The 21550-nt window shown below is 65.0% G+C and carries 35 protein-coding genes; 5 read left to right on the top strand and 30 right to left on the bottom strand.

The genetic code is table 11. The annotated features are described in order from the left end of the window. Position 1: 1 nt before the first annotated feature. From ffh to rimM, 4 genes are all read left to right on the top strand, one after another. Positions 2-1567 carry a signal recognition particle protein gene (gene ffh / locus MGN01_RS13305; RefSeq protein WP_147047113.1) on the top strand — a complete coding sequence of 522 codons (1566 nt, stop codon included), beginning with the start codon at positions 2-4 and terminating at the stop codon, positions 1565-1567. Next, the gene (locus MGN01_RS13300) at positions 1564-1911 is read left to right on the top strand and encodes a chorismate mutase (RefSeq protein WP_147047112.1); all 348 of its coding nucleotides are present in this window, start codon (positions 1564-1566) and stop codon (positions 1909-1911) included. The genes ffh and MGN01_RS13300 overlap by 4 nt, the downstream gene beginning before the upstream one ends. Continuing rightward, on the top strand, positions 1911-2276 hold the full coding sequence (gene rpsP / locus MGN01_RS13295; RefSeq protein WP_147047111.1) for a 30S ribosomal protein S16: 366 nt from the start codon (positions 1911-1913) through the stop codon (positions 2274-2276). Before MGN01_RS13300 ends, rpsP begins: the two co-directional genes overlap by 1 nt. A gap of 208 nt (positions 2277-2484) precedes the next feature. Next, positions 2485-3090, top strand: a complete 606-nt coding sequence (gene rimM / locus MGN01_RS13290) for a ribosome maturation factor RimM (protein ID WP_147047110.1) — start codon at positions 2485-2487, stop codon at positions 3088-3090. A gap of 12 nt (positions 3091-3102) precedes the next feature. Here rimM and MGN01_RS13285 read toward each other — a convergent pair whose 3' ends face one another. After that, positions 3103-3897: a bestrophin-like domain gene (locus tag MGN01_RS13285; protein ID WP_147047109.1), complete on the bottom strand. Its 795-nt coding sequence runs from the start codon at positions 3895-3897 to the stop codon at positions 3103-3105. An 82-nt stretch (positions 3898-3979) separates the two neighbouring features. Next, complete coding sequence (locus MGN01_RS13280; RefSeq protein WP_147047108.1) at positions 3980-4732, bottom strand: class I SAM-dependent methyltransferase; 753 nt, start codon at positions 4730-4732, stop codon at positions 3980-3982. Positions 4733-4811: 79 nt separating this feature from the next. Between MGN01_RS13280 and trmD the strand changes: the two genes are divergently transcribed. Next, positions 4812-5519: a tRNA (guanosine(37)-N1)-methyltransferase TrmD gene (gene trmD, locus MGN01_RS13275; RefSeq protein ID WP_147047107.1), complete on the top strand. Its 708-nt coding sequence runs from the start codon at positions 4812-4814 to the stop codon at positions 5517-5519. A 100-nt stretch (positions 5520-5619) separates the two neighbouring features. On the opposite strand, the gene rplQ is transcribed toward trmD, so the two are convergent. From rplQ to rpsJ, 28 genes are all read right to left on the bottom strand, one after another. After that, positions 5620-6036 carry a 50S ribosomal protein L17 gene (rplQ, locus tag MGN01_RS13270; protein WP_147047106.1) on the bottom strand — a complete coding sequence of 139 codons (417 nt, stop codon included), beginning with the start codon at positions 6034-6036 and terminating at the stop codon, positions 5620-5622. 151 nt (positions 6037-6187) lie between these two features. Next, complete coding sequence (locus tag MGN01_RS13265; RefSeq protein ID WP_147047105.1) at positions 6188-7207, bottom strand: DNA-directed RNA polymerase subunit alpha; 1020 nt, start codon at positions 7205-7207, stop codon at positions 6188-6190. A 93-nt stretch (positions 7208-7300) separates the two neighbouring features. Next, entirely contained in the window at positions 7301-8185 is an 885-nt protein-coding gene (locus tag MGN01_RS13260) for an MBL fold metallo-hydrolase (protein WP_147047104.1), read from the bottom strand. Positions 8186-8208: 23 nt separating this feature from the next. Beyond that, positions 8209-8598 carry a 30S ribosomal protein S11 gene (gene rpsK / locus MGN01_RS13255; RefSeq protein WP_009866710.1) on the bottom strand — a complete coding sequence of 130 codons (390 nt, stop codon included), beginning with the start codon at positions 8596-8598 and terminating at the stop codon, positions 8209-8211. 174 nt (positions 8599-8772) lie between these two features. Beyond that, on the bottom strand, positions 8773-9141 hold the full coding sequence (gene rpsM / locus MGN01_RS13250; RefSeq protein ID WP_147047103.1) for a 30S ribosomal protein S13: 369 nt from the start codon (positions 9139-9141) through the stop codon (positions 8773-8775). 220 nt (positions 9142-9361) lie between these two features. Further along, a complete protein-coding gene (locus MGN01_RS13245; RefSeq protein WP_147047102.1) occupies positions 9362-9964 on the bottom strand; it encodes an adenylate kinase in 603 nt (200 codons plus the stop codon). A 131-nt stretch (positions 9965-10095) separates the two neighbouring features. Next, positions 10096-11442: a preprotein translocase subunit SecY gene (gene secY, locus MGN01_RS13240; protein ID WP_147047101.1), complete on the bottom strand. Its 1347-nt coding sequence runs from the start codon at positions 11440-11442 to the stop codon at positions 10096-10098. A gap of 104 nt (positions 11443-11546) precedes the next feature. After that, the gene (gene rplO / locus MGN01_RS13235; protein WP_147047100.1) at positions 11547-12044 is read right to left on the bottom strand and encodes a 50S ribosomal protein L15; all 498 of its coding nucleotides are present in this window, start codon (positions 12042-12044) and stop codon (positions 11547-11549) included. A gap of 10 nt (positions 12045-12054) precedes the next feature. Continuing rightward, complete coding sequence (rpmD, locus tag MGN01_RS13230) at positions 12055-12246, bottom strand: 50S ribosomal protein L30 (RefSeq protein ID WP_147047099.1); 192 nt, start codon at positions 12244-12246, stop codon at positions 12055-12057. 12 nt (positions 12247-12258) lie between these two features. After that, entirely contained in the window at positions 12259-12846 is a 588-nt protein-coding gene (rpsE, locus tag MGN01_RS13225) for a 30S ribosomal protein S5 (RefSeq protein WP_147047098.1), read from the bottom strand. Between the two features lie 101 nt (positions 12847-12947). Then, complete coding sequence (gene rplR / locus MGN01_RS13220; protein ID WP_147047097.1) at positions 12948-13310, bottom strand: 50S ribosomal protein L18; 363 nt, start codon at positions 13308-13310, stop codon at positions 12948-12950. 9 nt (positions 13311-13319) lie between these two features. Further along, the gene (gene rplF, locus MGN01_RS13215) at positions 13320-13853 is read right to left on the bottom strand and encodes a 50S ribosomal protein L6 (RefSeq protein ID WP_147047096.1); all 534 of its coding nucleotides are present in this window, start codon (positions 13851-13853) and stop codon (positions 13320-13322) included. 16 nt (positions 13854-13869) lie between these two features. Continuing rightward, positions 13870-14265, bottom strand: a complete 396-nt coding sequence (gene rpsH, locus MGN01_RS13210) for a 30S ribosomal protein S8 (protein ID WP_147047095.1) — start codon at positions 14263-14265, stop codon at positions 13870-13872. A 12-nt stretch (positions 14266-14277) separates the two neighbouring features. Next, a complete protein-coding gene (gene rpsN, locus MGN01_RS13205) occupies positions 14278-14583 on the bottom strand; it encodes a 30S ribosomal protein S14 (protein ID WP_147047094.1) in 306 nt (101 codons plus the stop codon). 39 nt (positions 14584-14622) lie between these two features. Beyond that, positions 14623-15153 carry a 50S ribosomal protein L5 gene (gene rplE / locus MGN01_RS13200; RefSeq protein WP_147047285.1) on the bottom strand — a complete coding sequence of 177 codons (531 nt, stop codon included), beginning with the start codon at positions 15151-15153 and terminating at the stop codon, positions 14623-14625. A gap of 112 nt (positions 15154-15265) precedes the next feature. After that, positions 15266-15583, bottom strand: a complete 318-nt coding sequence (gene rplX / locus MGN01_RS13195) for a 50S ribosomal protein L24 (RefSeq protein ID WP_147047093.1) — start codon at positions 15581-15583, stop codon at positions 15266-15268. Continuing rightward, positions 15583-15951 carry a 50S ribosomal protein L14 gene (gene rplN, locus MGN01_RS13190; RefSeq protein WP_147047092.1) on the bottom strand — a complete coding sequence of 123 codons (369 nt, stop codon included), beginning with the start codon at positions 15949-15951 and terminating at the stop codon, positions 15583-15585. The genes rplX and rplN overlap by 1 nt, the downstream gene beginning before the upstream one ends. A 253-nt stretch (positions 15952-16204) precedes the next feature. Next, positions 16205-16477, bottom strand: a complete 273-nt coding sequence (gene rpsQ / locus MGN01_RS13185; RefSeq protein WP_147047091.1) for a 30S ribosomal protein S17 — start codon at positions 16475-16477, stop codon at positions 16205-16207. Between the two features lie 12 nt (positions 16478-16489). Then, complete coding sequence (rpmC, locus tag MGN01_RS13180) at positions 16490-16708, bottom strand: 50S ribosomal protein L29 (protein ID WP_147047090.1); 219 nt, start codon at positions 16706-16708, stop codon at positions 16490-16492. Positions 16709-16722: 14 nt separating this feature from the next. Continuing rightward, the gene (gene rplP, locus MGN01_RS13175; RefSeq protein WP_147047089.1) at positions 16723-17136 is read right to left on the bottom strand and encodes a 50S ribosomal protein L16; all 414 of its coding nucleotides are present in this window, start codon (positions 17134-17136) and stop codon (positions 16723-16725) included. 33 nt (positions 17137-17169) lie between these two features. Continuing rightward, positions 17170-17916, bottom strand: a complete 747-nt coding sequence (gene rpsC / locus MGN01_RS13170; protein ID WP_147047088.1) for a 30S ribosomal protein S3 — start codon at positions 17914-17916, stop codon at positions 17170-17172. A 10-nt stretch (positions 17917-17926) separates the two neighbouring features. Beyond that, a complete protein-coding gene (rplV, locus tag MGN01_RS13165; RefSeq protein ID WP_147047087.1) occupies positions 17927-18310 on the bottom strand; it encodes a 50S ribosomal protein L22 in 384 nt (127 codons plus the stop codon). A 1-nt stretch (position 18311) separates the two neighbouring features. After that, the gene (gene rpsS / locus MGN01_RS13160; protein ID WP_147047086.1) at positions 18312-18590 is read right to left on the bottom strand and encodes a 30S ribosomal protein S19; all 279 of its coding nucleotides are present in this window, start codon (positions 18588-18590) and stop codon (positions 18312-18314) included. A 5-nt stretch (positions 18591-18595) separates the two neighbouring features. Beyond that, on the bottom strand, positions 18596-19432 hold the full coding sequence (gene rplB / locus MGN01_RS13155) for a 50S ribosomal protein L2 (RefSeq protein ID WP_147047085.1): 837 nt from the start codon (positions 19430-19432) through the stop codon (positions 18596-18598). A 26-nt stretch (positions 19433-19458) separates the two neighbouring features. Then, positions 19459-19755 (bottom strand): 50S ribosomal protein L23, encoded by a 297-nt coding sequence (locus MGN01_RS13150; protein ID WP_147047084.1) that lies wholly within the window; start codon positions 19753-19755, stop codon positions 19459-19461. After that, positions 19752-20372 (bottom strand): 50S ribosomal protein L4, encoded by a 621-nt coding sequence (rplD, locus tag MGN01_RS13145; RefSeq protein WP_147047083.1) that lies wholly within the window; start codon positions 20370-20372, stop codon positions 19752-19754. The genes MGN01_RS13150 and rplD overlap by 4 nt, the downstream gene beginning before the upstream one ends. Next, positions 20372-21112 (bottom strand): 50S ribosomal protein L3, encoded by a 741-nt coding sequence (gene rplC / locus MGN01_RS13140; RefSeq protein WP_147047082.1) that lies wholly within the window; start codon positions 21110-21112, stop codon positions 20372-20374. Before rplC ends, rplD begins: the two co-directional genes overlap by 1 nt. A 49-nt stretch (positions 21113-21161) precedes the next feature. Next, positions 21162-21470 (bottom strand): 30S ribosomal protein S10, encoded by a 309-nt coding sequence (gene rpsJ / locus MGN01_RS13135; protein ID WP_147047081.1) that lies wholly within the window; start codon positions 21468-21470, stop codon positions 21162-21164. Positions 21471-21550: the final 80 nt, after the last annotated feature.

The raw sequence follows: 21550 nt of genomic DNA, 5'->3' as shown, positions 1-21550 counted from the left end.
CATGTTCGAAGGCCTTTCCGACCGCCTCTCCGGCATTCTCTCCGGGCTCACCCGCCGTGGCGCCCTGACCGAGGCCGACGTCACCGCCGCGATGCGCGAGGTGCGCCGCGCCCTGCTCGAGGCGGACGTCTCGCTGGAAGTCGTCCGAGGGTTCACTGACGCAGTGCGCGAAAAGGCGGTCGGCGCCACCGTCGTAAAGTCGGTCACGCCCGGCCAGATGGTCGTCAAGATCGTCAACGACGAACTCGTGGCGATGCTCGGCACTGAGGCCGGGATCATCGACCTCAATGCCCCTGCCCCCGTCGCCATCCTCATGGTCGGCCTACAGGGCTCGGGTAAGACGACGACCACCGCCAAGATCGCCCGCCGGCTGAACCAGCGCGACAAGCGCAAGGTCCTGCTCGCCTCCCTCGATACCCGCCGCCCGGCGGCGATGGAGCAGCTCGCGGTGCTCGCCAAGCAGGTCGAGGTCGAGAGCCTGCCGATCGTCGCCGGTCAGTCGGCCGTGCAGATCGCCCGTCGCGCCATGGAGGCGGCACGCCTCGGCGGCTTCGACGTGGTCATGCTCGACACCGCAGGCCGCACCACGGTCGACGATGCCCTTATGGCCGAGGCCGCCGAGGTAAAGGCGGTGGCGAAGCCCCACGAAGTGCTGCTCGTCGCCGACGCGCTGACTGGCCAGGACGCGGTGAACACCGCACGCGCCTTCGACCAACGCATCGGCGTCACCGGCATCGTGCTGACCCGCATGGACGGCGATTCCCGCGGTGGCGCGGCGCTCTCGATGCGCGCCGTCACAGGCAAGCCCATCAAACTCGTCGGCGTCGGCGAGAAGGTCGACGCGCTCGAAGAGTTTCACCCGGCCCGCGTGGCCAACCGCATCCTCGGCATGGGCGACATCGTCTCCCTCGTCGAGAAAGCGGCGGAAACCATCGACGCCGAGGCGGCGATGCGCACCGCCGAGAAGATGCGCAAGGGCAAGTTCGATCTCGAAGACTTGTCCATGCAGCTTGCCCAGATGGAGAAGATGGGCGGCATCGGCGGCCTGATGGGCATGCTGCCTGGCATGGGCCAGATGAAGAAGCAGGTCGAAGGTGCCAACCTCGACGAGAAGATGTTCAAGCGTCAGCGCGCGATCATCTCCTCGATGACCCCGCAGGAGCGCAAGAACCCGGACCTGCTGAAGAACAGCCGCAAGAAGCGCATCGCGGCCGGTTCGGGCGTTGACGTCTCGGAGATCAACAAGCTCCTCAAGATGCATCGGACCATGGCCGACATGATGAAGGCGATGGGCTCGGGCAAGCGCGGCATCGGCCAGGCGCTCGGTTCGATGTTCGGCCTCGGCGGCGGCATGCCGGGTGGTCTCCCTGGCGGCATGAAGATGCCGGCCGGCATGCCCGAGCCGACTCCAGAGCAGATTGAACAGATGCAGAAGCAGTTCGGAGGCAAGCTTCCACCGATGCCTCCGGGTCTCGGCGGCGGGATGCCGAAGATGCCCGGTCTACCGGGCCTGGGTGGACCCAAGCTGCCGGGTCTCGGCGGCTTCATCCCGGGGAAGAAGAAATGACGATCCTGGCCGCACAAGGCGTCGACCCGGAACTCGTTCGACTGCGCGACAGCATCGACAATTTCGATGCGGCGCTGATTCATCTGCTCGCCGAGCGCTTCCGCTGCACGCAGCGGGTCGGCGAGCTCAAAGCTCGCAAGGGTATGCCGGCCTCCGATCCCGACCGGGAGGCGCGCCAGGTGACCCGACTGAGAAAACTCGCGGTCGAGGCCAAGCTCGACCCCGACTTCGCCGAGAAATTCCTGGCCTTTGTGGTCAAGGAAGTCATCCGGCACCACCAGACGATCGCCAAGAATGCTGAATTCGATGCCGATCTGAACAACGACACCGAAAGGAAAGACTGATGTCCCTCAAGATCCGCCTCACCCGCGGCGGCGCCAAGAAGCGCCCCTACTACCGCATCGTCGTCGCCGACGCCCGCGCACCCCGCGACGGCCGCTTCATCGAGAAGGTTGGCGCTTACGACCCGATGAAGGCGAAGGACGATCCGGCTCGCGTCGTGCTCGACAACGAGAAGATCACGTCCTGGCTTCAGAAGGGCGCTCAGCCGACGGACCGCGTCCTGCGCTTCCTTGACGCTGCTGGTCTCGCCAAGCGTCCGACCCGCAACAACCCGCAGAAGGCCGAGCCGGGCGAGAAGGCCAAGGAACGCGCCGCCAAGCGCGCCGAGAAAGCCGCCGCTCCGGCGTCGGAAGACGCCGCGGCGTAAGCTACTGCTGCAACCTCTCCCCGCTGCGGGAGAGGGTGCCTGCGGAGCACGCGGGTGCGGGGTTGGGATGACGGTGCCGATGAGGCGCCTAGTCCCAGTCTGCCTCTCTTCTGTACTCTCGCTCCTCTCTCCCGATCCTCGCAAGCGCGAGGGTCCACCCTCTCCCGCAGGAGGGAGGGGGTTTTGCCCCAGCTACCGAGATCCGCACATGCCCCGTCGCCCCGGCCCCCCATCGCGCGCCGCGAGCGAGTCACGGGCTGCCCCTAACGACCTCGTCATGCTGGGTGAGTTCGGCCGCGCGCAGGGTCTGCGCGGCGAGATTCGGCTGAAATCCTTTACGAGCGATCCGCTCGCCATCATCAGCTACGGCCCGCTCCGTGCGGCCGACGGCCGGACCTTTGTCCTCACGGAGGCCAAGCCGGCCCCCGGCTCATCGCCTGACCTCCTAGTCGTCCGCGTTCAAGGCGTGAGCGACCGCACCGGCGCCGAGACACTGACGCGGGTCGCGCTTTACTGCGAGCGCGACAAGCTCGGGGCACCGGAGGACGAGGACGAGTTCTTCGCCGCCGACCTCGTCGGCCTCGAGGCGGTCGACGCCGAGGGCGCCACGATCGGCACCGTCGTTGCCGTGCCGAACTACGGTGGCGGCGATCTTCTGGAGATCCGCTCGGCGAAAGGCGGAGCGACGGCGCTCCTGCCCTTCACCAAGGCCTTCGTGCCTGTCCTCGACGTTCCGAACCGCCGTGTTGTGGTCGACCCGCCGGCAGACTTTTTCGCGCCGGCCGGTCCGAAACCCGCCGACGAGCCGGGTTGATTGTGAGCGCCTCTACGGCGCCTTGATCTCCATACCGGCTCGCGCCGCACGTAGCGCGTCCGGTTTCAACGCCATCGGACCATCGAAGGGCCGCTCGTGAAGGGCAATCAGCCCGAGCGTCGAGATCATCGCGACAGAGAAGAGCAGCAGCACCATCGCCTGCGCGCACGGCTTCTCCAGATGGATCAGCGCGAGCGCGACAAGCGTCAGCGCCGCCAGGACTAATAGGGTCAGCCATTTGGTCTCATCGCCTTGAGCGTCGGCCAGCGCGAGACGTTCGCCGCGTGCTGAGCGCAGGTTCATCACCGCGTCGAGAAGCGTCGATTGAGCCGCCGCGCCTGCCTCGGCTCCAGCCTTAGGGTCGGCCACGGCCTGGAGCAGTCGCCCCAAGGCGGCGTTCGCCTGCGGGGAGGCTTGACCGGTCTCGGCCATAGCTGGCCATTCGTCGCTGATCACCGCATCGAGATATCCGGCAAGCAGGACCCGGATGTCGCTCATGTCCGAGACCGTCGCGATGCTGAGATCGTAGACGGCACGAGCGTTGACCCGCTCGGATTGGACCACGCGTGAGGCCTGTCGCTGCCGCTCCCAGGCATCGTTGGCGACGAAGCCCGTCAGCAACGCCAGCATCACCGAGACCGCACTGAAATACGGTGCCACGATCCCCGTGCCGCAGGCCTGCATCAGCGGGCGCGAGCGCCGCCACAGCGTCAGCCCCGACAGGATCGCACAGAGCCCGAGGAACGGCACGGCGAGCAAAGCGAACATCAACCAGACTGGCTGGTCGAGCCAAAGGCCGAGGATCATGACGGCATTCCGGAATGGGAGCTGTCAGGCTAGCCGCCAAATCCTCGCAAGCAGTGAATGGCCTTATGCTGGTTTCTTCGGATCAGCGCGCCTTTTTTCGGGTCGTTTCGTCCTTGCAAGGTGTGATCGTCGCTGGATCGGGCCGCGCCTCTGGTGACGGCGGCTCGAAGATCGCCAGATAGCCGACGCCGCCCTTCAGCGTCTTCATGCTCACCTCTCTGTAGCCGGCAGCCGCGAGTTCGCAGCGCAGGAGCTTCGGGGGCGTGCCATGCTTCGACGGGATGTCATCCGCATCGACGATGCCGACCCAGCCGCCCGGCTTCATCGCGGTGGCGAGGTTGTGGAGCAGACCGTAGGGCTGGCTGATCTCGTGATACATGTGGACGAGGACAGCCACATCGAGCGAGGCTGGCGGAAGCCGCGGATCGTGAGCGTCGCCGCGCACCACCGTAATGTTGGACTGACCGCTCTCGCGGACCCGCTTGTCGAGGTCGACAAGGTAGTCCGGCGTAATGTCCTCAGCGAGGACCCGACCAGTCGGTCCGACGCGCTTGGCGAGCCGGAAAACGTAGTACCCGTTGCCGGCGCCGACATCAGCGACGGTCTGGCCCTCGCGGATACCCATAAGGGTGGCCACCTGCCCGACTTCGTCGGCTTGGTTGCGGCGCTTCTCAAGCGCCCAGGCTGGTGAGACGATCTCGGCGACCGGACGATCGGGCTTTGGAAAGCGATCGGCCGCGATGCCCGGCGGCGCCATGGGTTGGACGTCCTGGGCGACGGCACCGTTCGCGAATGCGGCTGTGAGGGCAAGGATGCAGAGCGGACGACGGATCATCGCACGAGCATAGCGTACTGTCCGCCCATATGCCGCGCCAACATTTGACGCCCACCCGCGCGAGGCGCCATGGGAGGCCATGACCACCGACACCGCGCCCTGGCGGGCCACCATCCTGACGCTCTATCCGGAGATGTTTCCTGGCCCTCTCGGGCTCTCCCTGTCGGGCGACGCGCTCGCGCGCGGCACCTGGGCGCTGGAAACCCATCAGATCCGTGAGCACGGCATCGGTCGCCACCGCAGCGTCGACGATACGCCCGCTGGCGGCGGCGCCGGCATGGTGCTCCGGTGCGACGTGCTCGCCGCTGCCATCGATGCGGCCGCGGCGCCCGACGACCCCCGCCCTCGCCTATTGATGTCCCCCCGGGGAAAGCAGCTGAGCCAAGCGCGCGTGCGTGCCCTGAGTGCGGGCCCCGGCGCAGTGATCGTCTGCGGCCGCTTCGAGGGCGTGGATGAGCGTGTGATCAGCGCCCGCGGCCTGGAGGAGGTCTCGATCGGCGACTACGTGCTGTCCGGCGGCGAGATCGCAGCTCTCGTGCTCGTCGATGCCTGCGTGCGACTGCTGCCCGGCGTGATGGGAAAGGTCGCTTCGGGCGAGGACGAGAGCTTCGAAGCCGGGCGGCTCGAGTATCCGCACTATACGCGGCCCCGCGAATGGGAGGGACACGCGATCCCGGACATCCTCAACAGCGGCAATCACGGTGCCATCGCGCGGTGGCGGGAAGCGGAGAGCTTGCGGCTCACGCAGGAACGGCGCCCGGATCTGCTGACCCGCCACGAAGACTAGGCGAACGGTCGGCCATGGATCCGGCAATTCGGCCAGATCGGCGGAATAAGAAAAGGCGGCCCGAGGGCCGCCTTTTCAAACATTCGATCAGCTGCGCGGCTCAGGCCGCTTCAGCCTCGCCACCTTGAACCGGGCCCGAATCCTTGCCACGGGCATCGACGTCGCGATCGACGAACTCGATGACGGCGAGCGGGGCATTGTCGCCCTTGCGGAAGCCGGCCTTCATGATGCGCAGGTAGCCACCCGGACGCGCCGCGTAACGCGGACCGAGCACCGTGAAAAGCTTCACGACCATGTCGGCGTCGCGGATCTGGCCCATGGCGAGACGACGCGTGTGCACGCTGTCGGTGCGGCCCAGCGAAACCAGCTTCTCGACGACCGGACGAAGATCCTTCGCCTTCGGCAGCGTGGTGATGATCTGCTCGTGCTTGATCAGCGCGGCGGACATGTTCGCGAACATCGCCTTGCGATGCTCGGTGGTGCGGTTGAAGCGACGACCGCGGAAACCGTGACGCATGATGGCTATCCTTGTCTGTCACGGCCGCCGTGCCACGGTACGGCCGTGTGCCTCATGGTGAGGCTGTTTCTATGATCCGCTTGACCCCGCGGCGGGATTCTCTTGGCAGTGCTGGCTCGACGGGAATAGGCCCATCGAGCCGAAGCGCGGCTCAGTAATGCTCTTCGAAGCGCTTGGCGAGGTCTTCGATGTTCTCCGGCGGCCATCCGGGGATGTCCATGCCGAGGTGCAGGCCCATTCCGGCGAGCACTTCCTTGATCTCGTTGAGCGATTTCCGACCAAAGTTCGGGGTGCGCAGCATCTCGCCCTCGGACTTCTGGATGAGGTCGCCGATGTAGACGATGTTGTCGTTCTTCAGGCAGTTCGCCGAACGGACCGACAGCTCGAGCTCGTCGACCTTCTTGAGCAGGGCCGGGTTGAAGGGGAGCTGCGGCGCGAGCGGGGCAGCCTCTTCCTTCCGGGGCTCTTCGAAGTTCACGAAGATCTGCAGCTGATCCTGGATGATGCGCGCGGCGTAGGCGAGCGCGTCCTCCGGCGTGACGGCGCCGTTGGTCTCGACCGTCATGGTCAGCTTGTCCTTGTCGAGGTCCTGGCCCTCACGGGTCGTCTCGACGCGGTAGCTCACCTTGGTCACGGGCGAGAAGAGGGCGTCAACCGGGATCAGGCCGATCGGCGCGTCCTCGGGACGGTTGCGCTCGGCCGGCACGTAGCCATTGCCGGTAGCGACCGTGAACTCCATCCGGATTTCGGCGCCGTCGTCCAGCGTGCAGAGCACGAGGTCGGGGTTGAGGATCGTGATGTCGCCAACCGCGCCGATATCGCCAGCGGTGACGAGCCCGGGGCCGGTCTTGCGCAGGGTCATGCGCTTCGGCTGGTCGGTCTGCGAGCGGATTGCGATCGTCTTGATGTTCAGGACGATGTCGGTGACGTCCTCGCGCACGCCCGGGATCGAGGAGAACTCGTGCAGGACGCCATCGATCTGCACCGAAGTCACAGCGGCGCCCTGGAGCGAGGAGAGCAGCACGCGCCGCAGCGAGTTGCCAAGCGTCGTACCGAAGCCGCGCTCAAGCGGTTCAGCAACGACGGTCGCGATCCGCTTCGGATCGTCTCCAGCCGAAACCTGCAGCTTGTTCGGCTTGATGAGCTCTTGCCAGTTCTTCTGAATGACCACGGTCCTACCTCTCGTCGTACTCGCGTGTCCGGCGTCCCGGATCACGCTTCGGCCGACCCCCACACGCCCCCGCGCCGGGATCGGTCCCTGAAACTATTGTTGCCCTGAGACCCAGAGCTCCGGCACGAAACGGTATCCACCGCCATCGCGCGTCACATAGCCGAGCGCCGGGAACTCGAGGTGAGACCCGGCGATCAGCGTACCCGTATCGGCAACCTCGGCGAGGATGCGCTTGCGCGTCTCCCGTGCCAGCTCGCCATCCACGTCGAAGCCCACGCCCGCCTCGGGTTTGGCGAACTGGATCGCCGGCAGGTGGACGATGTCGGTCCACATCAGCAGCGATTGGCTGCCCGACGTGATCCGGAAACCGGTATGGCCCGGCGTATGGCCGGGCAACGGAACGGCAACGATACCGGGAGCGACCTCGCCACCACGGTGCTCCTGAACGCGTCCCTCGTAGGACGAGATCACCTTGCGGGCATTCTCGAAATACGGCTTGGCCCCGTCCGGCGCCCCGGCAAGAGCGGCATCGGGAAGCCAATGAGCCGCTTCGTCGGCATGCAGCGCGATCGTAGCGTTCGGGAAGCGTGCCTTGCCGACTTCACCAAGCAACCCGCCGATATGGTCGGGATGCAGGTGGCTGACGAGCACCATGTCGATCTCGGCCGGCGCGACGCCCGTGGCGGCCAAAGCTGCGGCAACCCGGCCAAGAGAGGCCACTGGAGCGAGCGGGCCGTAGCCAGCATCGATGAGCAGCGGCCTGCGGCCGGGACCCGTGATCAGGAAGGCGTTCAGCGTGATGCGCGGATCCGAAGGCCGGTACCCGGACTTCTGAAGCGCGACGGCCTCCTCGGGGGAGATGCCGGTGACGAGGTTCTCAGCCGAGTCCTGAAACCAGCCGTCGTTGAGCACGGTGACCGTGAGGTCACCGAGATTCCAACGCAGCACTCCAGGAAGTGGCTTCGAACCGTCCGACACGCGGGACTCCTTCCGATCCCCGCTCAGACGCGGCGACGCTTGCGCGGGCGGCAGCCGTTATGCGGGATCGAGGTCACGTCGCGGATCGAGGTCACGGTGAAGCCAGCGGCCTGCAATGCGCGAAGTGCGGATTCACGGCCGGAGCCCGGACCGGACACTTCGACCTCGAGGGTGCGCATGCCGTGCTCGGCAGCCTTGCGGCCTGCATCCTCGGCGGCAACCTGTGCGGCGTACGGGGTCGACTTGCGCGAGCCCTTGAAGCCCATCGCGCCAGCCGACGACCACGAGATCGTGTTGCCCTGCGCGTCGGTGATGGTGATCATCGTGTTGTTGAACGAGGCGTTCACGTGGGCAACGCCCGACACGATGTTCTTGCGTTCGCGCCGGCGGACGCGGGTCGGTTCCTTGGCCATTTGTTCTCAGTCTCTTCCTTCAGGCACGCCCGTAACACCAGGCGCTCGGGATGGATGTTTTCGAATATCGAAGGCACCGCCCGGGGCGGACACATCGAACGATCACGGCTGCGAAGGATCCGCTCCGTGAAGGCGAAGGAGGCCGCGCTCTGCCCGGCCTCCGATTGACGAGGATTACTTCTTCTTGCCGGCGATCGGCTTCGACTTGCCCTTCCGGGTGCGGGCATTGGTATGCGTGCGCTGGCCGCGGACCGGGAGCTGCTTGCGGTGGCGCAGGCCACGGTAGCAGCCGAGATCCATCAGGCGTTTGATGTTCATCGAGACGTCGCGGCGCAGGTCGCCCTCGACGAGGTAATCCCGGTCAATCGTCTCGCGGATCTGGAGAACCTCGGCATCGGTCAGCTCGTTGACCCGACGCTCGGCCGGAATGCCGACCTTCTCGGTGATCTCGCCGGCCTTCTTCGAGCCGATGCCGTGGATATACTGAAGCGCGATGACGACGCGCTTGTTGGTCGGGATGTTGACGCCTGCGATACGGGCCAAGGTCTTCTCCATCTGGGCCGGGCGAACCCGAGCCGCGAGTTGTGCGTGCGTCCGGTGGAGGCCGGCCCCTGCACGCGGTGCTGATGTCCAGGCCGATAACGACAAATCGGCCCAAGAGCAGCCTCTGAGAGGCACCCTGGACCTAAGCGCGGTCTGGACGAAGGTGGCCCGCCTAGCGCAGGCCACCCGGGGAGTCAAGGCAGGGTCCGAGCCGATCGGCTCAAGACGCTACGGTCTGACGATACCTGTCGAGAATAGCAGTGAGATCCTTGGTCACCTCGTCGATCGGCTTCATGCCGTCGATCGTCTGGAGGTGGCCGAGGCTGGCATAGTAGCTCGACAGCGGAGCCGTCTGCTTCTTGTAGGCTTCGAAGCGCGACTTGAAGACTTCTGGCGTGTCGTCCTTGCGCACGGGCTGGCCGCGTGCCGCCGTCTCCTCGGCACGCTTGGCGATGCGGCCGACCAGGGCATTCTCGTCCACGACGAACTCGATCACCGTGTCGAGCTCGAGCCCCTTCTCCTTGAGCATCTCGTCAAGGGCGATGGCCTGCTCGACCGTGCGCGGAAAACCGTCGAGGATGAAGCCGTGCTCGCAATCCGGCTCTTCCACACGATCGGCGACGATGCCAACCACCACGGCATCCGGCACCAAGCCGCCGCTCTCCATGATCGACTTGGCTTCCAGGCCGACGGGCGTGCCGGCCGCTACGGCGGCGCGCAGCATGTCGCCGGTCGAGAGCTGGGGAATGCCGTAAGTCTGGGTGATTCGCTCGGATTGCGTACCCTTCCCCGCCCCAGGGGGTCCGAGCAGAATGATCCGCATGGCGCCGTGATCCTCCTCAGGCCCGCCTCGCGGGCTCGTTATTCCGTTCGGCAGGGTAATCACCGGGGGCCCGGAAAGGAACGTCTTTTGTGCGCTCCTTTCCGTAGACCTTTGGCCGAGATTGGCTGATTTCAGCGGCGGCGCTGTGTGGTGGAAGCGCCGCGCAGCTTCGCCTTCTTCACCAGGCCCTCATACTGGTGCGCCATCAGGTGCCCATGGATCTGGGCGACCGTATCCATGGTCACCGAGACCACGATCAGCAGCGACGTGCCGCCAAAGCCGAGGCTCTGCGATGTCTGCGATGCCACGATCTCCGGCACCAGACAGACGAAGGTAAGATAGAGCGCACCGATCACCGTGATCCGGGTCAGGATCTTGTCGATGTAGCTCGCCGTACGTTCGCCGGGACGCTGACCGGGAATGAAGCCGCCGTGCTTCTTGAGATTGTCGGCCGTCTCTTGCGGATTGAAGACCACGGCCGTGTAGAAGAACGTGAAGAAGATGATCAGGGCGGCGTAGAGCAGCATGTAGAGCGGCCGGCCGTGCCCGATATAGGCCGTCAGCGTGCCGAGGATGCCCGTCGACCCCTGGTTCGCCGAGAAGCTCGCCACCGTGGCGGGCAGCAGCAGGAGCGACGAGGCGAAGATCGGCGGGATAACGCCCGAGGTATTGAGCTTCAGCGGCAGGAACGAGGTCTGACCCTCGTACATGCGGTTGCCGACCTGCCGCTTCGGGTACTGGATCAACAGCCGGCGCTGAGCCCGCTCCATGAATACGATGAAATAGACGAGGCAGATGGCTGCGATCGTCGCACCGAGCAGCAGAGCAGGCGACAGCGCGCCAGTCCGTGTCAGCTCCAGCGCGCCGAAGATCGCGGCTGGAAGGTGCGCCACGATGCCGGCGAAGATGATCAGCGAGGAGCCGTTGCCGATACCGCGCGAGGTAATCTGCTCACCGATCCACATCAGGAACAGCGTGCCGCCGGTCAGTGTCAGCACCGTCGACAGAATGAAGAACGGTCCGGGATTGATCACCGCGTTCGAGCCTTGAAGGCCGAAAGCGATGCCCCAGGACTGAACCAGCGCCAGCACCACAGTGAGGTAGCGGGTGTATTGATTGATCACCTTGCGGCCGGACTCGCCCTCCTTCTTGAGGGCTTCCAGCGTCGGCACCACAGAGGTGAGGAGCTGAACGATGATCGAGGCCGAGATGTACGGCATGATGTTCAGCGCGAACACGGCCATGCGCTCGACGGCACCGCCGGAGAACATGTTGAACATGCCGAGTACGCCACCGGCCTGACTCTGGAAGTTCTTGGCGAACTGCTCGGGATCGATACCGGGAATCGGGATGTAGGTACCGAGCCGGAACACGATCAGCGCACCGATCGTAAACCAGATACGCTTCTTGAGCTCGTCGGCTTTGGCGATCGCGCCGAAATTTAGATTGGCGGCAAGCTGCTCGGCGGCTGATGCCATGTCACGTATTCCCGAAGAATGCCGTCCGGATGGGCCTGAAACAGAGACGGCGGCCACGCGCCTAGCACGGGCCGCCGCTCAGGTGGTTCGACTTAAGCGTTGGCTCAGGCCGACGCAACAGTCGCCCGGTGAGCTGCGCCTGCGGCGAAGACGGTCGTGACCGAGCCGCCAGCCTTCTCGACCGCCTCGATGGCGGACTTGGAAGCGCGCGTGACCTCGAAGGTCAGCTTGGTCGTCAACTCGCCGACGCCGAGCAGCTTCACACCGTCGCGAGCGCGGTTGATGATGCCGGCTTCAACCAAAGCGGCAACCGTCACGGTCGCTGCCTTGTCGAGCTTGCCCGCGTCGATCGCCTCCTGGACCCGGCCGACATTCACCTCGTTGAGGTCGGTCGAGTACAGGTTGTTGAAGCCGCGCTTGGGCAGGCGACGATGCAGCGGCATCTGACCGCCCTCGAAGCCCTTGATGGAAACGCCGGTGCGGGCCTTCTGACCCTTCACGCCACGTCCGCCAGTCTTGCCCTTGCCGGAGCCGATACCGCGGCCGACGCGCATGCGGGCCTTGGTCGCGCCTTCGTTGTCGTGGATCTCGTTGAGCTTCATCGCGCCCTCCTCAAGCCACGTCGCCGTGGACGCGCACGAGGTGCGCAACCTTGCGGATCATGCCGCGAACGGAGGGGGTATCCTCCAGCTCGGACACACGGTGGAGCTTGTTCAGTTTGAGGCCGATCAGCGTCGCGCGCTGAGAGGCTTCGCGGCGGATCGGCGATCCGATCTGCTCGATACGGACAGTCTTGGTAGCCATTCTGCCCTCCCCTTACGCCACTGCGGCTTCAGAGGTATCCGTCGGATCGGCATCGCGGCGGCGCGACTGAAGCGCGGACACCTTGAGGCCACGACGGGCGGCGACCGAACGAGGGCTGTCCTCGTTCTTGAGAGCGTCGAAGGTCGCACGGACTAGGTTGTAGGGGTTCGAGGAGCCGAGGCTCTTCGCTACCACGTCCTGCATCCCGAGCGTCTCGAAGACAGCGCGCATCGGGCCGCCGGCGATGATGCCGGTACCCTGCGGTGCAGCGCGCAGAATGACCTTGCCGGCGCCGTGACGTCCGTTGACGTCGTGGTGCAGAGTGCGGCCCTCACGCAGCGACACACGGATCAGGCCACGCTTGGCAGCCTCCGTTGCCTTGCGGATGGCTTCCGGCACCTCACGGGCCTTGCCGTGGCCGAAGCCGACGCGACCCTTCTGGTCGCCGACCACGACGAGAGCGGCAAAGCCGAAGCGACGACCACCCTTCACGACCTTTGCGACGCGGTTGATGTGGACGAGCTTGTCCACGAATTCGCTGTCGCGCTCCTCGCGGTCGTCGCGGCGGCCGCGGCCCCCGCCTTCACGTTCACGTGCCATCGTTCTTCCTATTCATCTCACTGGCGCAGGCCGAAACGGTCCGCTCGCTCGATATCTTTGCAGTCGACGGGCGTGCTTCGCTCGCCCGGGTCGTTGCGGCCTCAGAACTCCAGGCCACCTTCGCGGGCAGCGTCGGCAAGAGCCTTGACGCGGCCGTGGAAGATGTAGCCCGAGCGGTCGAAGACGACCTTCGAGACGCCTGCAGCCTTGGCGCGCTCAGCGACGAGCTTGCCAACGGCCTCGGCCGCTGCCTTGTCGGCACCGGTCTTCAAGCCGCTCTTGAGATCCTTGTCGAGGCTCGATGCTGCGGCCAGCGTCTTGCCGGCAGCGTCGTCGATAACCTGAACGTAGATCTGCTTGGACGAGCGGAACACCGAGAGACGCGGCCGACCGTTCGCTGCTGCCCGAAGTGCACGGCGCACGCGCGCCTTACGCTTGATGAGGGCTTCGTTCTTTGAAGACATGTCGCCCCCTTACTTCTTCTTGCCTTCCTTGCGGAAGATGAACTCGCCCGCGTACTTCACGCCCTTGCCCTTGTAGGGCTCGGGACCACGGTATTCGCGGATCTCAGCGGCGACCTGACCGACCTGCTGACGGTTGATCCCCGAGATGGTGATCTCCGTCGGCTTCGGCGTCGCGATCGTGATGCCGGCCGGGATCTCGTATTCGATGTCGTGGCTATAGCCGAGCGACAGCTTGAGGGCCTTGCCGGACATCGCTGCGCGGTAACCCACGCCGGTGATCTCGAGCTTCTTCTCGAAGCCCTTCGACACACCCTCCACGAGATTGGCGACCTGGGCACGCGAGGTGCCCCACAGGGAACGAGCCTGCTTCGACTGGTCCTTGGGCTGCACCGAGACGGCGCCGTCCTTGAACTCGACGACGACCTGGGGCGGAACCACGAATTCCAGTTCGCCCTTCGAACCCTTCATCTTCACCGTCTGACCCGTGACCGTGGCGGTGACGCCGGACGGAACGGGGACGGGCTTCTTGCCTACGCGAGACATTTGGCTGTCCTCCGGATCAGAACACCTTGCAGAGCACTTCACCGCCGACATTGCGCTCACGCGCATTGTGATCGGCCATGACGCCCTGCGGGGTCGAGATGATGGTGATGCCGAGACCGTCGGCAACGCGCGGCAGCTCGCCAACCGACGAGTAGACGCGACGGCCGGGCTTCGACACGCGCTGAAGCGAGCGGATGACCGGCTGGCCATCGTAGTACTTCAGCTCGATCGCGAATTCCGTGCGGCCGTTTCCGAGATCGCTCACGGAATAGTCGCGGATGTAGCCCTCGGACTTGAGGACATCGAGAACGCTCTTGCGGAGCTTCGAGCCTGGCGTCTGGACGACGTTGCGGCGCCGGAGCTGACCGTTGCGGATGCGGGTGAGCATATCACCCACGGGATCGTTGACCATGGTGGCTCCCCCTTACCAGCTGGACTTCACGAGACCCGGGATCAGGCCCTTATTGCCGAGCTCACGCAGGGCGATACGGGACATACCGAGCTTGCGGTAATAGGCGCGGGGGCGCCCGGTGACTTCGCAACGATTGCGAATGCGGGTCGGCGACGAGTTGCGCGGCAGCTCGGCGAGCTTGAGCCGTGCCTCGAAGCGCTGCTCCATCTCGAGCGAGGTGTCGTTCGCCGTCGCCAGCAGCGCCTTGCGCTTGGCAGCGAAGCGCTTGACCAGCGCTTTGCGGCGGTTGTTCTTTTCGACTGAGCTTGTTTTAGCCATGTCTGTCTATCTCCAGTGTCCGCGTATGAGCCCGAGGGCTCACTGCCGGAACGGGAACTTGAAGTGGGCGAGAAGGGCCTTGGCCTCTTCGTCGGTCTTGGCACTCGTCTGAACGACGATGTCCATGCCCCAGGTCTGCTCCGCCTTGTCGTAGGAGATTTCCGGGAACACGAGGTGCTCCTTGAGGCCCATGGCGTAGTTGCCGCGGCCGTCGAAGGAACGCGGGTTCAGGCCGCGGAAGTCGCGGACGCGCGGGAGCGCGATCGTAACCAGGCGATCCATGAACTCGTACATCCGCGCCTTGCGGAGCGTGACCTTGCAGCCGATCGGCATACCCTCGCGGACCTTGAAGGTCGCGATGGCCTTGCGGGCCCGGGTGATCACCGGCTTCTGACCGGCGATCAGTGCGAGGTCGCCGGCAGCAACGGTCGCCTTCTTCGAATCCGCGGTGGATTCGCCGACGCCCATGTTAATGACGATCTTCTCGATCTGCGGCACTTCCATCGGGTTCTTGTAGCCGAACTGCTCGATGAGCTTCTGGCGCACGACCTCGTCGTAATGCTTGCGCATCCGCGGGGTGTAGCCGTCGGCACTCGCACCGCGCTTGGCGCTGCCCCCATTCACGGTCTGGGCCTCGTCCGCCTGACCGGCGTCCTTCGGGGCCTTTGCAGACTTCTTAGCGTCAGCCATCGATCAGATCCCCCGAGCGCTTGGCGAAGCGGACCTTGCGGCCGTCATCGAGAATACGGAAACCAACGCGCGTAGGCTTGCCGTCCTTGGGGTCGGCAATCGCGATGTTGGAAAGATGGATGGCGGCCTCCTTGGAGATGATCCCGCCTTCCTGGTTCTGCGTCTGCTTCTGGTGCTTCTTGACCAGGTTCACACCGCGAACGAACGCGCGATTCTCCTTCGGAAGCACCTGAATGACCTCACCCGAGCGACCCTCGTCGCGGCCGGTGAGAACGACGACCTTGTCGCCCTTCTTGATCTTCGCAGCCATCACAGCACCTCCGGAGCGAGCGAGATGATCTTCATGTGATTGCGTGCGCGAAGCTCGCGCGGCACGGGTCCGAAGATACGGGTGCCGACCGGCTCCTTCTGATTGTTGATCAGAACGGCAGCGTTTTTGTCGAAGCGGATCACGGATCCATCGACGCGCTTCACGGCCTTGGCCGTACGAACGACGACCGCCTTCATGACGTCGCCCTTCTTCACGCGGCCGCGCGGAATCGCTTCCTTGACGGAAACGACGATGATGTCGCCGACGCCGGCATATTTACGCTTCGACCCGCCGAGCACCTTGATGCACATCACACGACGCGCACCAGAGTTGTCAGCGACGTCCAGATTCGTCTGCATCTGGATCACGGAAGTGACCTTTCCTTGTTTCGGGCGGGTATCCGCACACGGACGGTATTGTCCGGCGGACGACGCCTGATGGGGATCTGAGGTCCCCGAATGTAACGGACCGCGCAATCGGCGTTGGAAACGCCGGCGCGGTCACCGCGGTCATGTGAAGGTGCGAACACCCTCACGGAATGTCTGCGAAGGTCGGCGCGATACTACGTGCCGACCGTCGATGCAAGAGGCCAGATGTCGATCGACCTCTCGGGAGCGGTCCTCAGGCGGCGGGCGCCTGACCTGCGGCTTCCGCTGCGGCAGCCTGATCCTCGACCAGCTTCCAGGTCTTGGTCTTCGAGAAGGGACGCGACTCCTCGATGAACACGGTCTGGCCCGTCTTGGCGACGTTGTTCTCGTCGTGGGCGTGATAGTGCTTCGAGCGGCGCACCGTCTTCTTCATCACGGGGTGGGTGTAGCGGCGCTCCACCTTCACCGTGATGGTCTTGTCGGTCTTGTCGCTGATGACAGTGCCCTGCAGCACGCGCTTCGGCATAGTCTGAACTCCTTAGCCTTGCGCCGACGACGCCAGCGTCTTCTGACGCTGAAGCGTACGGACGCGGGCGATGTCGCGGCGGACCTCACGGACGCGGGCGACGTTCTCGAGCTGGCCCGTGGCACCCTGGAAGCGCAGGTTGAACTGCTCCTTCTTCAGGTTGACGAGCTCGTCGCTCAGTTGATCCGGCGACAGGGCGCGCAGATCCGACAGTCTCTGTGATGACTTCATGATCCCCTCCCCTCTCAGTCGGCGATGCGGGCGATGATGCGGGTGCGCACCGACAGCTTGGCCGCTCCGAGGCGCAGGGCCTCGCGGGCAACCATCTCGGCGACGCCGTCCACTTCGAACATGATGCGACCCGGATGGACGCGGGCCGCCCAATACTCGGGAGCACCCTTACCGGAGCCCATGCGGACCTCGGTGGGCTTGGCGGTGACTGGAACGTCCGGAAACACCCGGATCCAGACACGGCCCTGACGCTTCATCTCGCGGGTGATCGCGCGGCGGGCCGCCTCGATCTGGCGTGCGGTGACACGCTCCGGCTCGACGGCCTTGAGGCCGAACGTGCCGAAGTTCAGGTCAAAACCGCCCTTGGCCGCGCCATGGATGCGCCCCTTGAACTGCTTACGGAACTTGGTCTTCTTGGGTTGCAGCATGGCAGCCTCTCAAACTCTCCTGGCCTCGGGCGATCAGGCGTGAGCCGGCTCGCGGCGGCCACGGCCACCACGGTCATCGCCGTCACGCTCGCGACGCCCGCCGGAGCGGCCGCCCTCTTCCTGGGCCTTCTTGTCCTGGGCCATCGGGTCGTGCTCGAGGATTTCGCCCTTGAACACCCAAACCTTGATACCGCAGGTCCCATAGGTGGTGAACGCGGTGGCAACGCCGTAATCGACGTCGGCCCGCAGCGTGTGCAGCGGAACGCGGCCCTCGCGGTACCATTCCGTGCGTGCGATCTCTGCGCCACCGAGACGGCCAGCGCAGTTGATGCGGATGCCTTCAGCACCGAGACGCATCGCCGACTGGACGGCGCGCTTCATGGCACGACGGAAGGCAACGCGGCGCTCGAGCTGCTGAGCAATCGAGTCGGCCACCAGGGTGGCGTCGATCTCGGGCTTGCGCACCTCGACGATGTTGATCGTCACATCGGCCTTGGTCATCGAGCCGACGAGCTTGCGCAGCTTCTCGATATCCGCACCCTTCTTGCCGATCACCACGCCCGGACGACCCGAGTGGATCGTGACGCGGCACTTCCGGTGCGGACGCTCGATCACGATCTTGGAGACGGCGGCCTGCTTCAGCTGCTTCATGAGAGCGGCGCGGATCGCAACGTCCTCATGCATGAGCTTGGCGTACTCGCCCTTGCCGGCGAACCAGCGGGATTCCCAGGTCCGGTTGATGCCGAGACGCAGGCCGATCGGATTGATTTTCTGACCCATGGAGTCCTCCTCAGGCCGCTTCAGCGCGCACTTCGCGAACCACGATCGTGAGGTTCGCGAAGGGCTTCAGGATGCGCGCGCCGCGGCCGCGGGCACGGGCGTGGAAACGCTTGAGAACGAGCGCCTTGCCCACGAAAGCCTGGGAGACGACGAGGTCGTCCACGTCCAGGTCGTGGTTGTTCTCTGCATTGGCGATCGCGCTCTCGAGGCACTTCTTGACCTCGACGGCGATACGCTTGCGGGAGAACTGAAGATCGGCGAGCGCCGTATCGACCTTCTTGCCGCGGATCAGCTGCGCCACGAGATTCAGCTTCTGGGGCGACACGCGCAGCATGCGCGCGACGGCCTTCGCCTCGTTCTCGGGGAGCGCGCGGGGGGTGGCAGCCTTGCCCATCTTAGCGCCTCTTCGCCTTCTTGTCGGCCGCATGGCCGGGGAAGGTGCGGGTCGGCGAGAACTCGCCGAACTTGTGACCGACCATTTCCTCGGTGACGTAGACCGGGATGTGCTTCTGTCCATTGTGCACACCGAAGGTGATGCCAACGAACTGCGGGAGGATCGTGGAGCGGCGGCTCCAGATCTTGACGACCTCGTTGCGGCTGGAGCCGCGGGCGGCGTCGGCTTTCTTGAGGAGGTAGCCGTCGACGAACGGCCCCTTCCAGAGGGAGCGTGCCATGGCGATTACTTCTTACGGTTATGACGGCTGGACAGGATGAAGGTGTCGGTCCGCTTGTTGGACCGGGTCTTCTTCCCCTTGGTGGGCACACCCCAGGGCGTGACCGGGTTGCGGCCGCCCGAGGTACGACCCTCGCCGCCGCCATGCGGGTGATCGACGGGGTTCATCGCCACGCCGCGGTTATGAGGACGCTTGCCGAGCCAGCGGTTGCGGCCAGCCTTGCCGAGCGAGATGTTCATGTGGTCCGGGTTCGAGACCGCACCGACGCTCGCGAAGCACTGGCCGTGCACCAGGCGCTGCTCGCCCGAGTTCAGGCGCAGCGTGACGTAGCCCTGGTCACGTCCGACGATCTGAGCGTAGTTGCCGGCGGAGCGGGCGATTGCGCCGCCCTTGCCGATCTTCAGCTCGATGTTGTGGACGATCGTGCCCACCGGCATATTGCCGATCGGCCCGGCATTGCCCGGCTTGATGTCAACGTTCTCACCGGCGACGACCTTGTCGCCAGCAGAGAGGCGCTGCGGGGCCAGGATGTAGGCCTGCTTGCCATCCTCGAACGCGATCAGCGCGATGAAGGCGGTGCGGTTGGGATCGTACTCGATCCGCTCCACGGTCGCCGTCTGGCCGAGGTTTTCGCGACGCTTGAAGTCGACGTTGCGCAGGGTGCGCTTGTGACCACCGCCGCGGAAGCGGACGGTCACGCGACCGAGGTTATTACGGCCACCCGAGGACGACTTGCCCTCGGTCAGCTTCTTCACCGGCTTGCCCTTGTAGAGCTCACGGCGGTCGACGAGCACGAGCTGGCGAAGGCTCGGCGTGACCGGTTTGAATGTCTTCAAGGCCATCGGCTTGATCCTAGACTATCGTGTTCTCAGAGGCCGGTCGTGACGTCGATCGTGTCACCCTCGGCGAGGGTGATGATCGCCTTCTTCACGTCGGACCGCTGACCGCGTTGGCCGCGGAAGAACTTCTTCTTGCCCTTGGTGACGAGCGTGTTCACGCCGGTCACCTTGACGTCGAACAGCTTCTCGACCGCTTCCTTGATCTGCGGCTTGGTAGCCTTCGGGGCGACCCGGAAGACGACCTTGTTCTGCTCGGTGAGGTTCGTTGCCTTCTCGGTGATGACCGGGGAGACGATGACGTCGTAGTGGCGCGGATCGGCACTCATTTGAAACGCTCCTCCAGCGCATCGACCGCGGCCTTCGTCAGGACGAGGGTGTCACGGCGCAGGATGTCGTAGACGTTGATGCCCTGCACGGGCAGTACGTCGATCTTCGGCACGGCGCGGGCGGCGCGGCCGAAATTCTCGTCGACCTCGGCACCGCCGATGATCAGGGCGCTCGACCAGCCGAGCTTGCCGAAGCGCTCGACCATGGCCTTGGTCTTGTGGCTATCGACCTTGATGTCGTCGACGACGATTAGGGTCGAGGCCTTGGCCTTGGCGGAGAGCGCATGCTTCAGGGCCAGCGCACGGACCTTCTTGGGGAGGTCGTGGCCGTGGTCACGCACCACCGGGCCGAACGCACGTCCACCACCGCGGAACTGCGGGGCGGAAGCGGCGCCGTGGCGGGCGTTACCGGTGCCCTTCTGCTTATAGATCTTCTTGGTCGACCGATCGATGTCCGAGCGGTTCTTGACGGCATGGGTGCCGGCACGCCGCTTGGCGAGCTGGTAGCGGACCATGCGCTGCAGAAGATCGGCGCGGGGCTCAAGGCCGAAAATGGTCTCGTTGAGCTCGACCGAGCCTGCGGAGGACCCATCGAGCGTGGTGATATCGAGCTTCATCACGCGTTCTCCTCGGCTGCGGGCGCCTCAGCGGGCGCTTCGTTCGAAGCCGAACCATTCGAACCGTTCTCACGGAACTTGCCAGGATGCGGCACCTCGGCGGGCAGCTTGCGCTTGACCGCGTCGCGAACCTGGATCCAGCCGCCGGCAACGCCGGGAACGGCCCCTTCGACGAGGATCAGGCCGCGATCGGGATCGATGCGCACGACCTTGAGGTTCTGCGTGGTGACACGCTCGACGCCCATGTGACCGGGCATCTTCTTGTTCTTGAAGGTCTTGCCCGGATCCTGACGGCCGCCGGTCGATCCGATCGAACGGTGCGACACGGACACGCCGTGAGTGGCGCGTAGACCACCGAAGTTCCAGCGCTTCATACCACCGGCGAAACCCTTACCCGTGGTGGTGCCCGTCACGTCGACGAACTGACCCGGGATGAAGTGATCCGCAGTGATCTCGGCACCGACCGGGATCATGGAGTCCTCGCTGACGCGGAACTCGGCGAGCTTCTGCTTCGGCTCGACTTTGGCGACCGCGAACCGGCCGCGTTCGGCAGCCGACACGTTCTTCACCTTGGCCTTGCCCACGCCGACCTGGAGGGCGACGTAGCCGTCCCGTTCGGTCGTGCGGTGTGCCACGACCTGGCACTGATCGATTTGAAGCACGGTAACCGGCACGTGCTCGCCTGCGTCGGTGAAGACGCGGGTCATGCCGACCTTTCGTGCAATGACGCCTGAGCGCATAGGTCTCTCCCTCGCGCGTTGATCGCTGAAGCCCTAAATCCCGCGGGACTTAGAGCTTGATTTCCACGTCCACGCCAGCGGCGAGGTCGAGCTTCATCAGCGCGTCCACGGTCTGGGGGGTCGGATCGACAATATCGAGCACTCGCTTATGCGTGCGCATCTCGAACTGTTCGCGCGACTTCTTGTCGATGTGCGGCGAGCGGTTCACGGTAAACTTCTCGATGTGGGTCGGCAGCGGGATCGGACCACGGATCTGCGCACCGGTGCGCTTGGCCGTCGAAACGATCTCCTTGGTCGACGCATCGAGGATGCGATGGTCGAACGCCTTGAGGCGAATGCGAATATTCTGACCGGTCATAACCTGAACCTCGGCGGAAACGTGAAGAGCGGGCGGGAGGGCCCGCCCCTCAACGTCCCCTGTCGATGATGTGGTGAGGG

Source organism: Methylobacterium gnaphalii, assembly GCF_007992215.1.
Taxonomy (GTDB): Bacteria; Pseudomonadota; Alphaproteobacteria; order Rhizobiales; family Beijerinckiaceae; genus Methylobacterium; species Methylobacterium gnaphalii.
This window is presented reverse-complemented; position numbering and strand designations above follow the sequence as displayed.

Excerpts from the sequence above, each read along its gene's own strand:
- ffh (WP_147047113.1), top strand. The coding sequence starts at position 2 with ATGTTCGAAGGCCTTTCCGACCGCCTCTCCGGCATTCTCTCCGGGCTC.
- MGN01_RS13300 (WP_147047112.1), top strand. The coding sequence starts at position 1,564 with ATGACGATCCTGGCCGCACAAGGCGTCGACCCGGAACTCGTTCGACTG.
- rpsP (WP_147047111.1), top strand. The coding sequence starts at position 1,911 with ATGTCCCTCAAGATCCGCCTCACCCGCGGCGGCGCCAAGAAGCGCCCC.
- rimM (WP_147047110.1), top strand. The coding sequence starts at position 2,485 with ATGCCCCGTCGCCCCGGCCCCCCATCGCGCGCCGCGAGCGAGTCACGG.
- MGN01_RS13285 (WP_147047109.1), bottom strand. The coding sequence starts at position 3,897 with ATGATCCTCGGCCTTTGGCTCGACCAGCCAGTCTGGTTGATGTTCGCT.
- MGN01_RS13280 (WP_147047108.1), bottom strand. The coding sequence starts at position 4,732 with ATGATCCGTCGTCCGCTCTGCATCCTTGCCCTCACAGCCGCATTCGCG.
- trmD (WP_147047107.1), top strand. The coding sequence starts at position 4,812 with ATGACCACCGACACCGCGCCCTGGCGGGCCACCATCCTGACGCTCTAT.
- rplQ (WP_147047106.1), bottom strand. The coding sequence starts at position 6,036 with ATGCGTCACGGTTTCCGCGGTCGTCGCTTCAACCGCACCACCGAGCAT.
- rpsK (WP_009866710.1), bottom strand. The coding sequence starts at position 8,598 with ATGGCCAAGGAACCGACCCGCGTCCGCCGGCGCGAACGCAAGAACATC.
- MGN01_RS13245 (WP_147047102.1), bottom strand. The coding sequence starts at position 9,964 with ATGCGGATCATTCTGCTCGGACCCCCTGGGGCGGGGAAGGGTACGCAA.
- secY (WP_147047101.1), bottom strand. The coding sequence starts at position 11,442 with ATGGCATCAGCCGCCGAGCAGCTTGCCGCCAATCTAAATTTCGGCGCG.
- rplO (WP_147047100.1), bottom strand. The coding sequence starts at position 12,044 with ATGAAGCTCAACGAGATCCACGACAACGAAGGCGCGACCAAGGCCCGC.
- rpmD (WP_147047099.1), bottom strand. The coding sequence starts at position 12,246 with ATGGCTACCAAGACTGTCCGTATCGAGCAGATCGGATCGCCGATCCGC.
- rpsE (WP_147047098.1), bottom strand. The coding sequence starts at position 12,846 with ATGGCACGTGAACGTGAAGGCGGGGGCCGCGGCCGCCGCGACGACCGC.
- rplR (WP_147047097.1), bottom strand. The coding sequence starts at position 13,310 with ATGTCTTCAAAGAACGAAGCCCTCATCAAGCGTAAGGCGCGCGTGCGC.
- rplF (WP_147047096.1), bottom strand. The coding sequence starts at position 13,853 with ATGTCTCGCGTAGGCAAGAAGCCCGTCCCCGTTCCGTCCGGCGTCACC.
- rpsH (WP_147047095.1), bottom strand. The coding sequence starts at position 14,265 with ATGGTCAACGATCCCGTGGGTGATATGCTCACCCGCATCCGCAACGGT.
- rpsN (WP_147047094.1), bottom strand. The coding sequence starts at position 14,583 with ATGGCTAAAACAAGCTCAGTCGAAAAGAACAACCGCCGCAAAGCGCTG.
- rplE (WP_147047285.1), bottom strand. The coding sequence starts at position 15,153 with ATGCGCAAGCATTACGACGAGGTCGTGCGCCAGAAGCTCATCGAGCAG.
- rplX (WP_147047093.1), bottom strand. The coding sequence starts at position 15,583 with ATGGCTGCGAAGATCAAGAAGGGCGACAAGGTCGTCGTTCTCACCGGC.
- rpsQ (WP_147047091.1), bottom strand. The coding sequence starts at position 16,477 with ATGCCGAAGCGCGTGCTGCAGGGCACTGTCATCAGCGACAAGACCGAC.
- rpmC (WP_147047090.1), bottom strand. The coding sequence starts at position 16,708 with ATGAAGTCATCACAGAGACTGTCGGATCTGCGCGCCCTGTCGCCGGAT.
- rplP (WP_147047089.1), bottom strand. The coding sequence starts at position 17,136 with ATGCTGCAACCCAAGAAGACCAAGTTCCGTAAGCAGTTCAAGGGGCGC.
- rpsC (WP_147047088.1), bottom strand. The coding sequence starts at position 17,916 with ATGGGTCAGAAAATCAATCCGATCGGCCTGCGTCTCGGCATCAACCGG.
- rplV (WP_147047087.1), bottom strand. The coding sequence starts at position 18,310 with ATGGGCAAGGCTGCCACCCCCCGCGCGCTCCCCGAGAACGAGGCGAAG.
- rpsS (WP_147047086.1), bottom strand. The coding sequence starts at position 18,590 with ATGGCACGCTCCCTCTGGAAGGGGCCGTTCGTCGACGGCTACCTCCTC.
- rplB (WP_147047085.1), bottom strand. The coding sequence starts at position 19,432 with ATGGCCTTGAAGACATTCAAACCGGTCACGCCGAGCCTTCGCCAGCTC.
- MGN01_RS13150 (WP_147047084.1), bottom strand. The coding sequence starts at position 19,755 with ATGAGTGCCGATCCGCGCCACTACGACGTCATCGTCTCCCCGGTCATC.
- rplD (WP_147047083.1), bottom strand. The coding sequence starts at position 20,372 with ATGAAGCTCGATATCACCACGCTCGATGGGTCCTCCGCAGGCTCGGTC.
- rplC (WP_147047082.1), bottom strand. The coding sequence starts at position 21,112 with ATGCGCTCAGGCGTCATTGCACGAAAGGTCGGCATGACCCGCGTCTTC.
- rpsJ (WP_147047081.1), bottom strand. The coding sequence starts at position 21,470 with ATGACCGGTCAGAATATTCGCATTCGCCTCAAGGCGTTCGACCATCGC.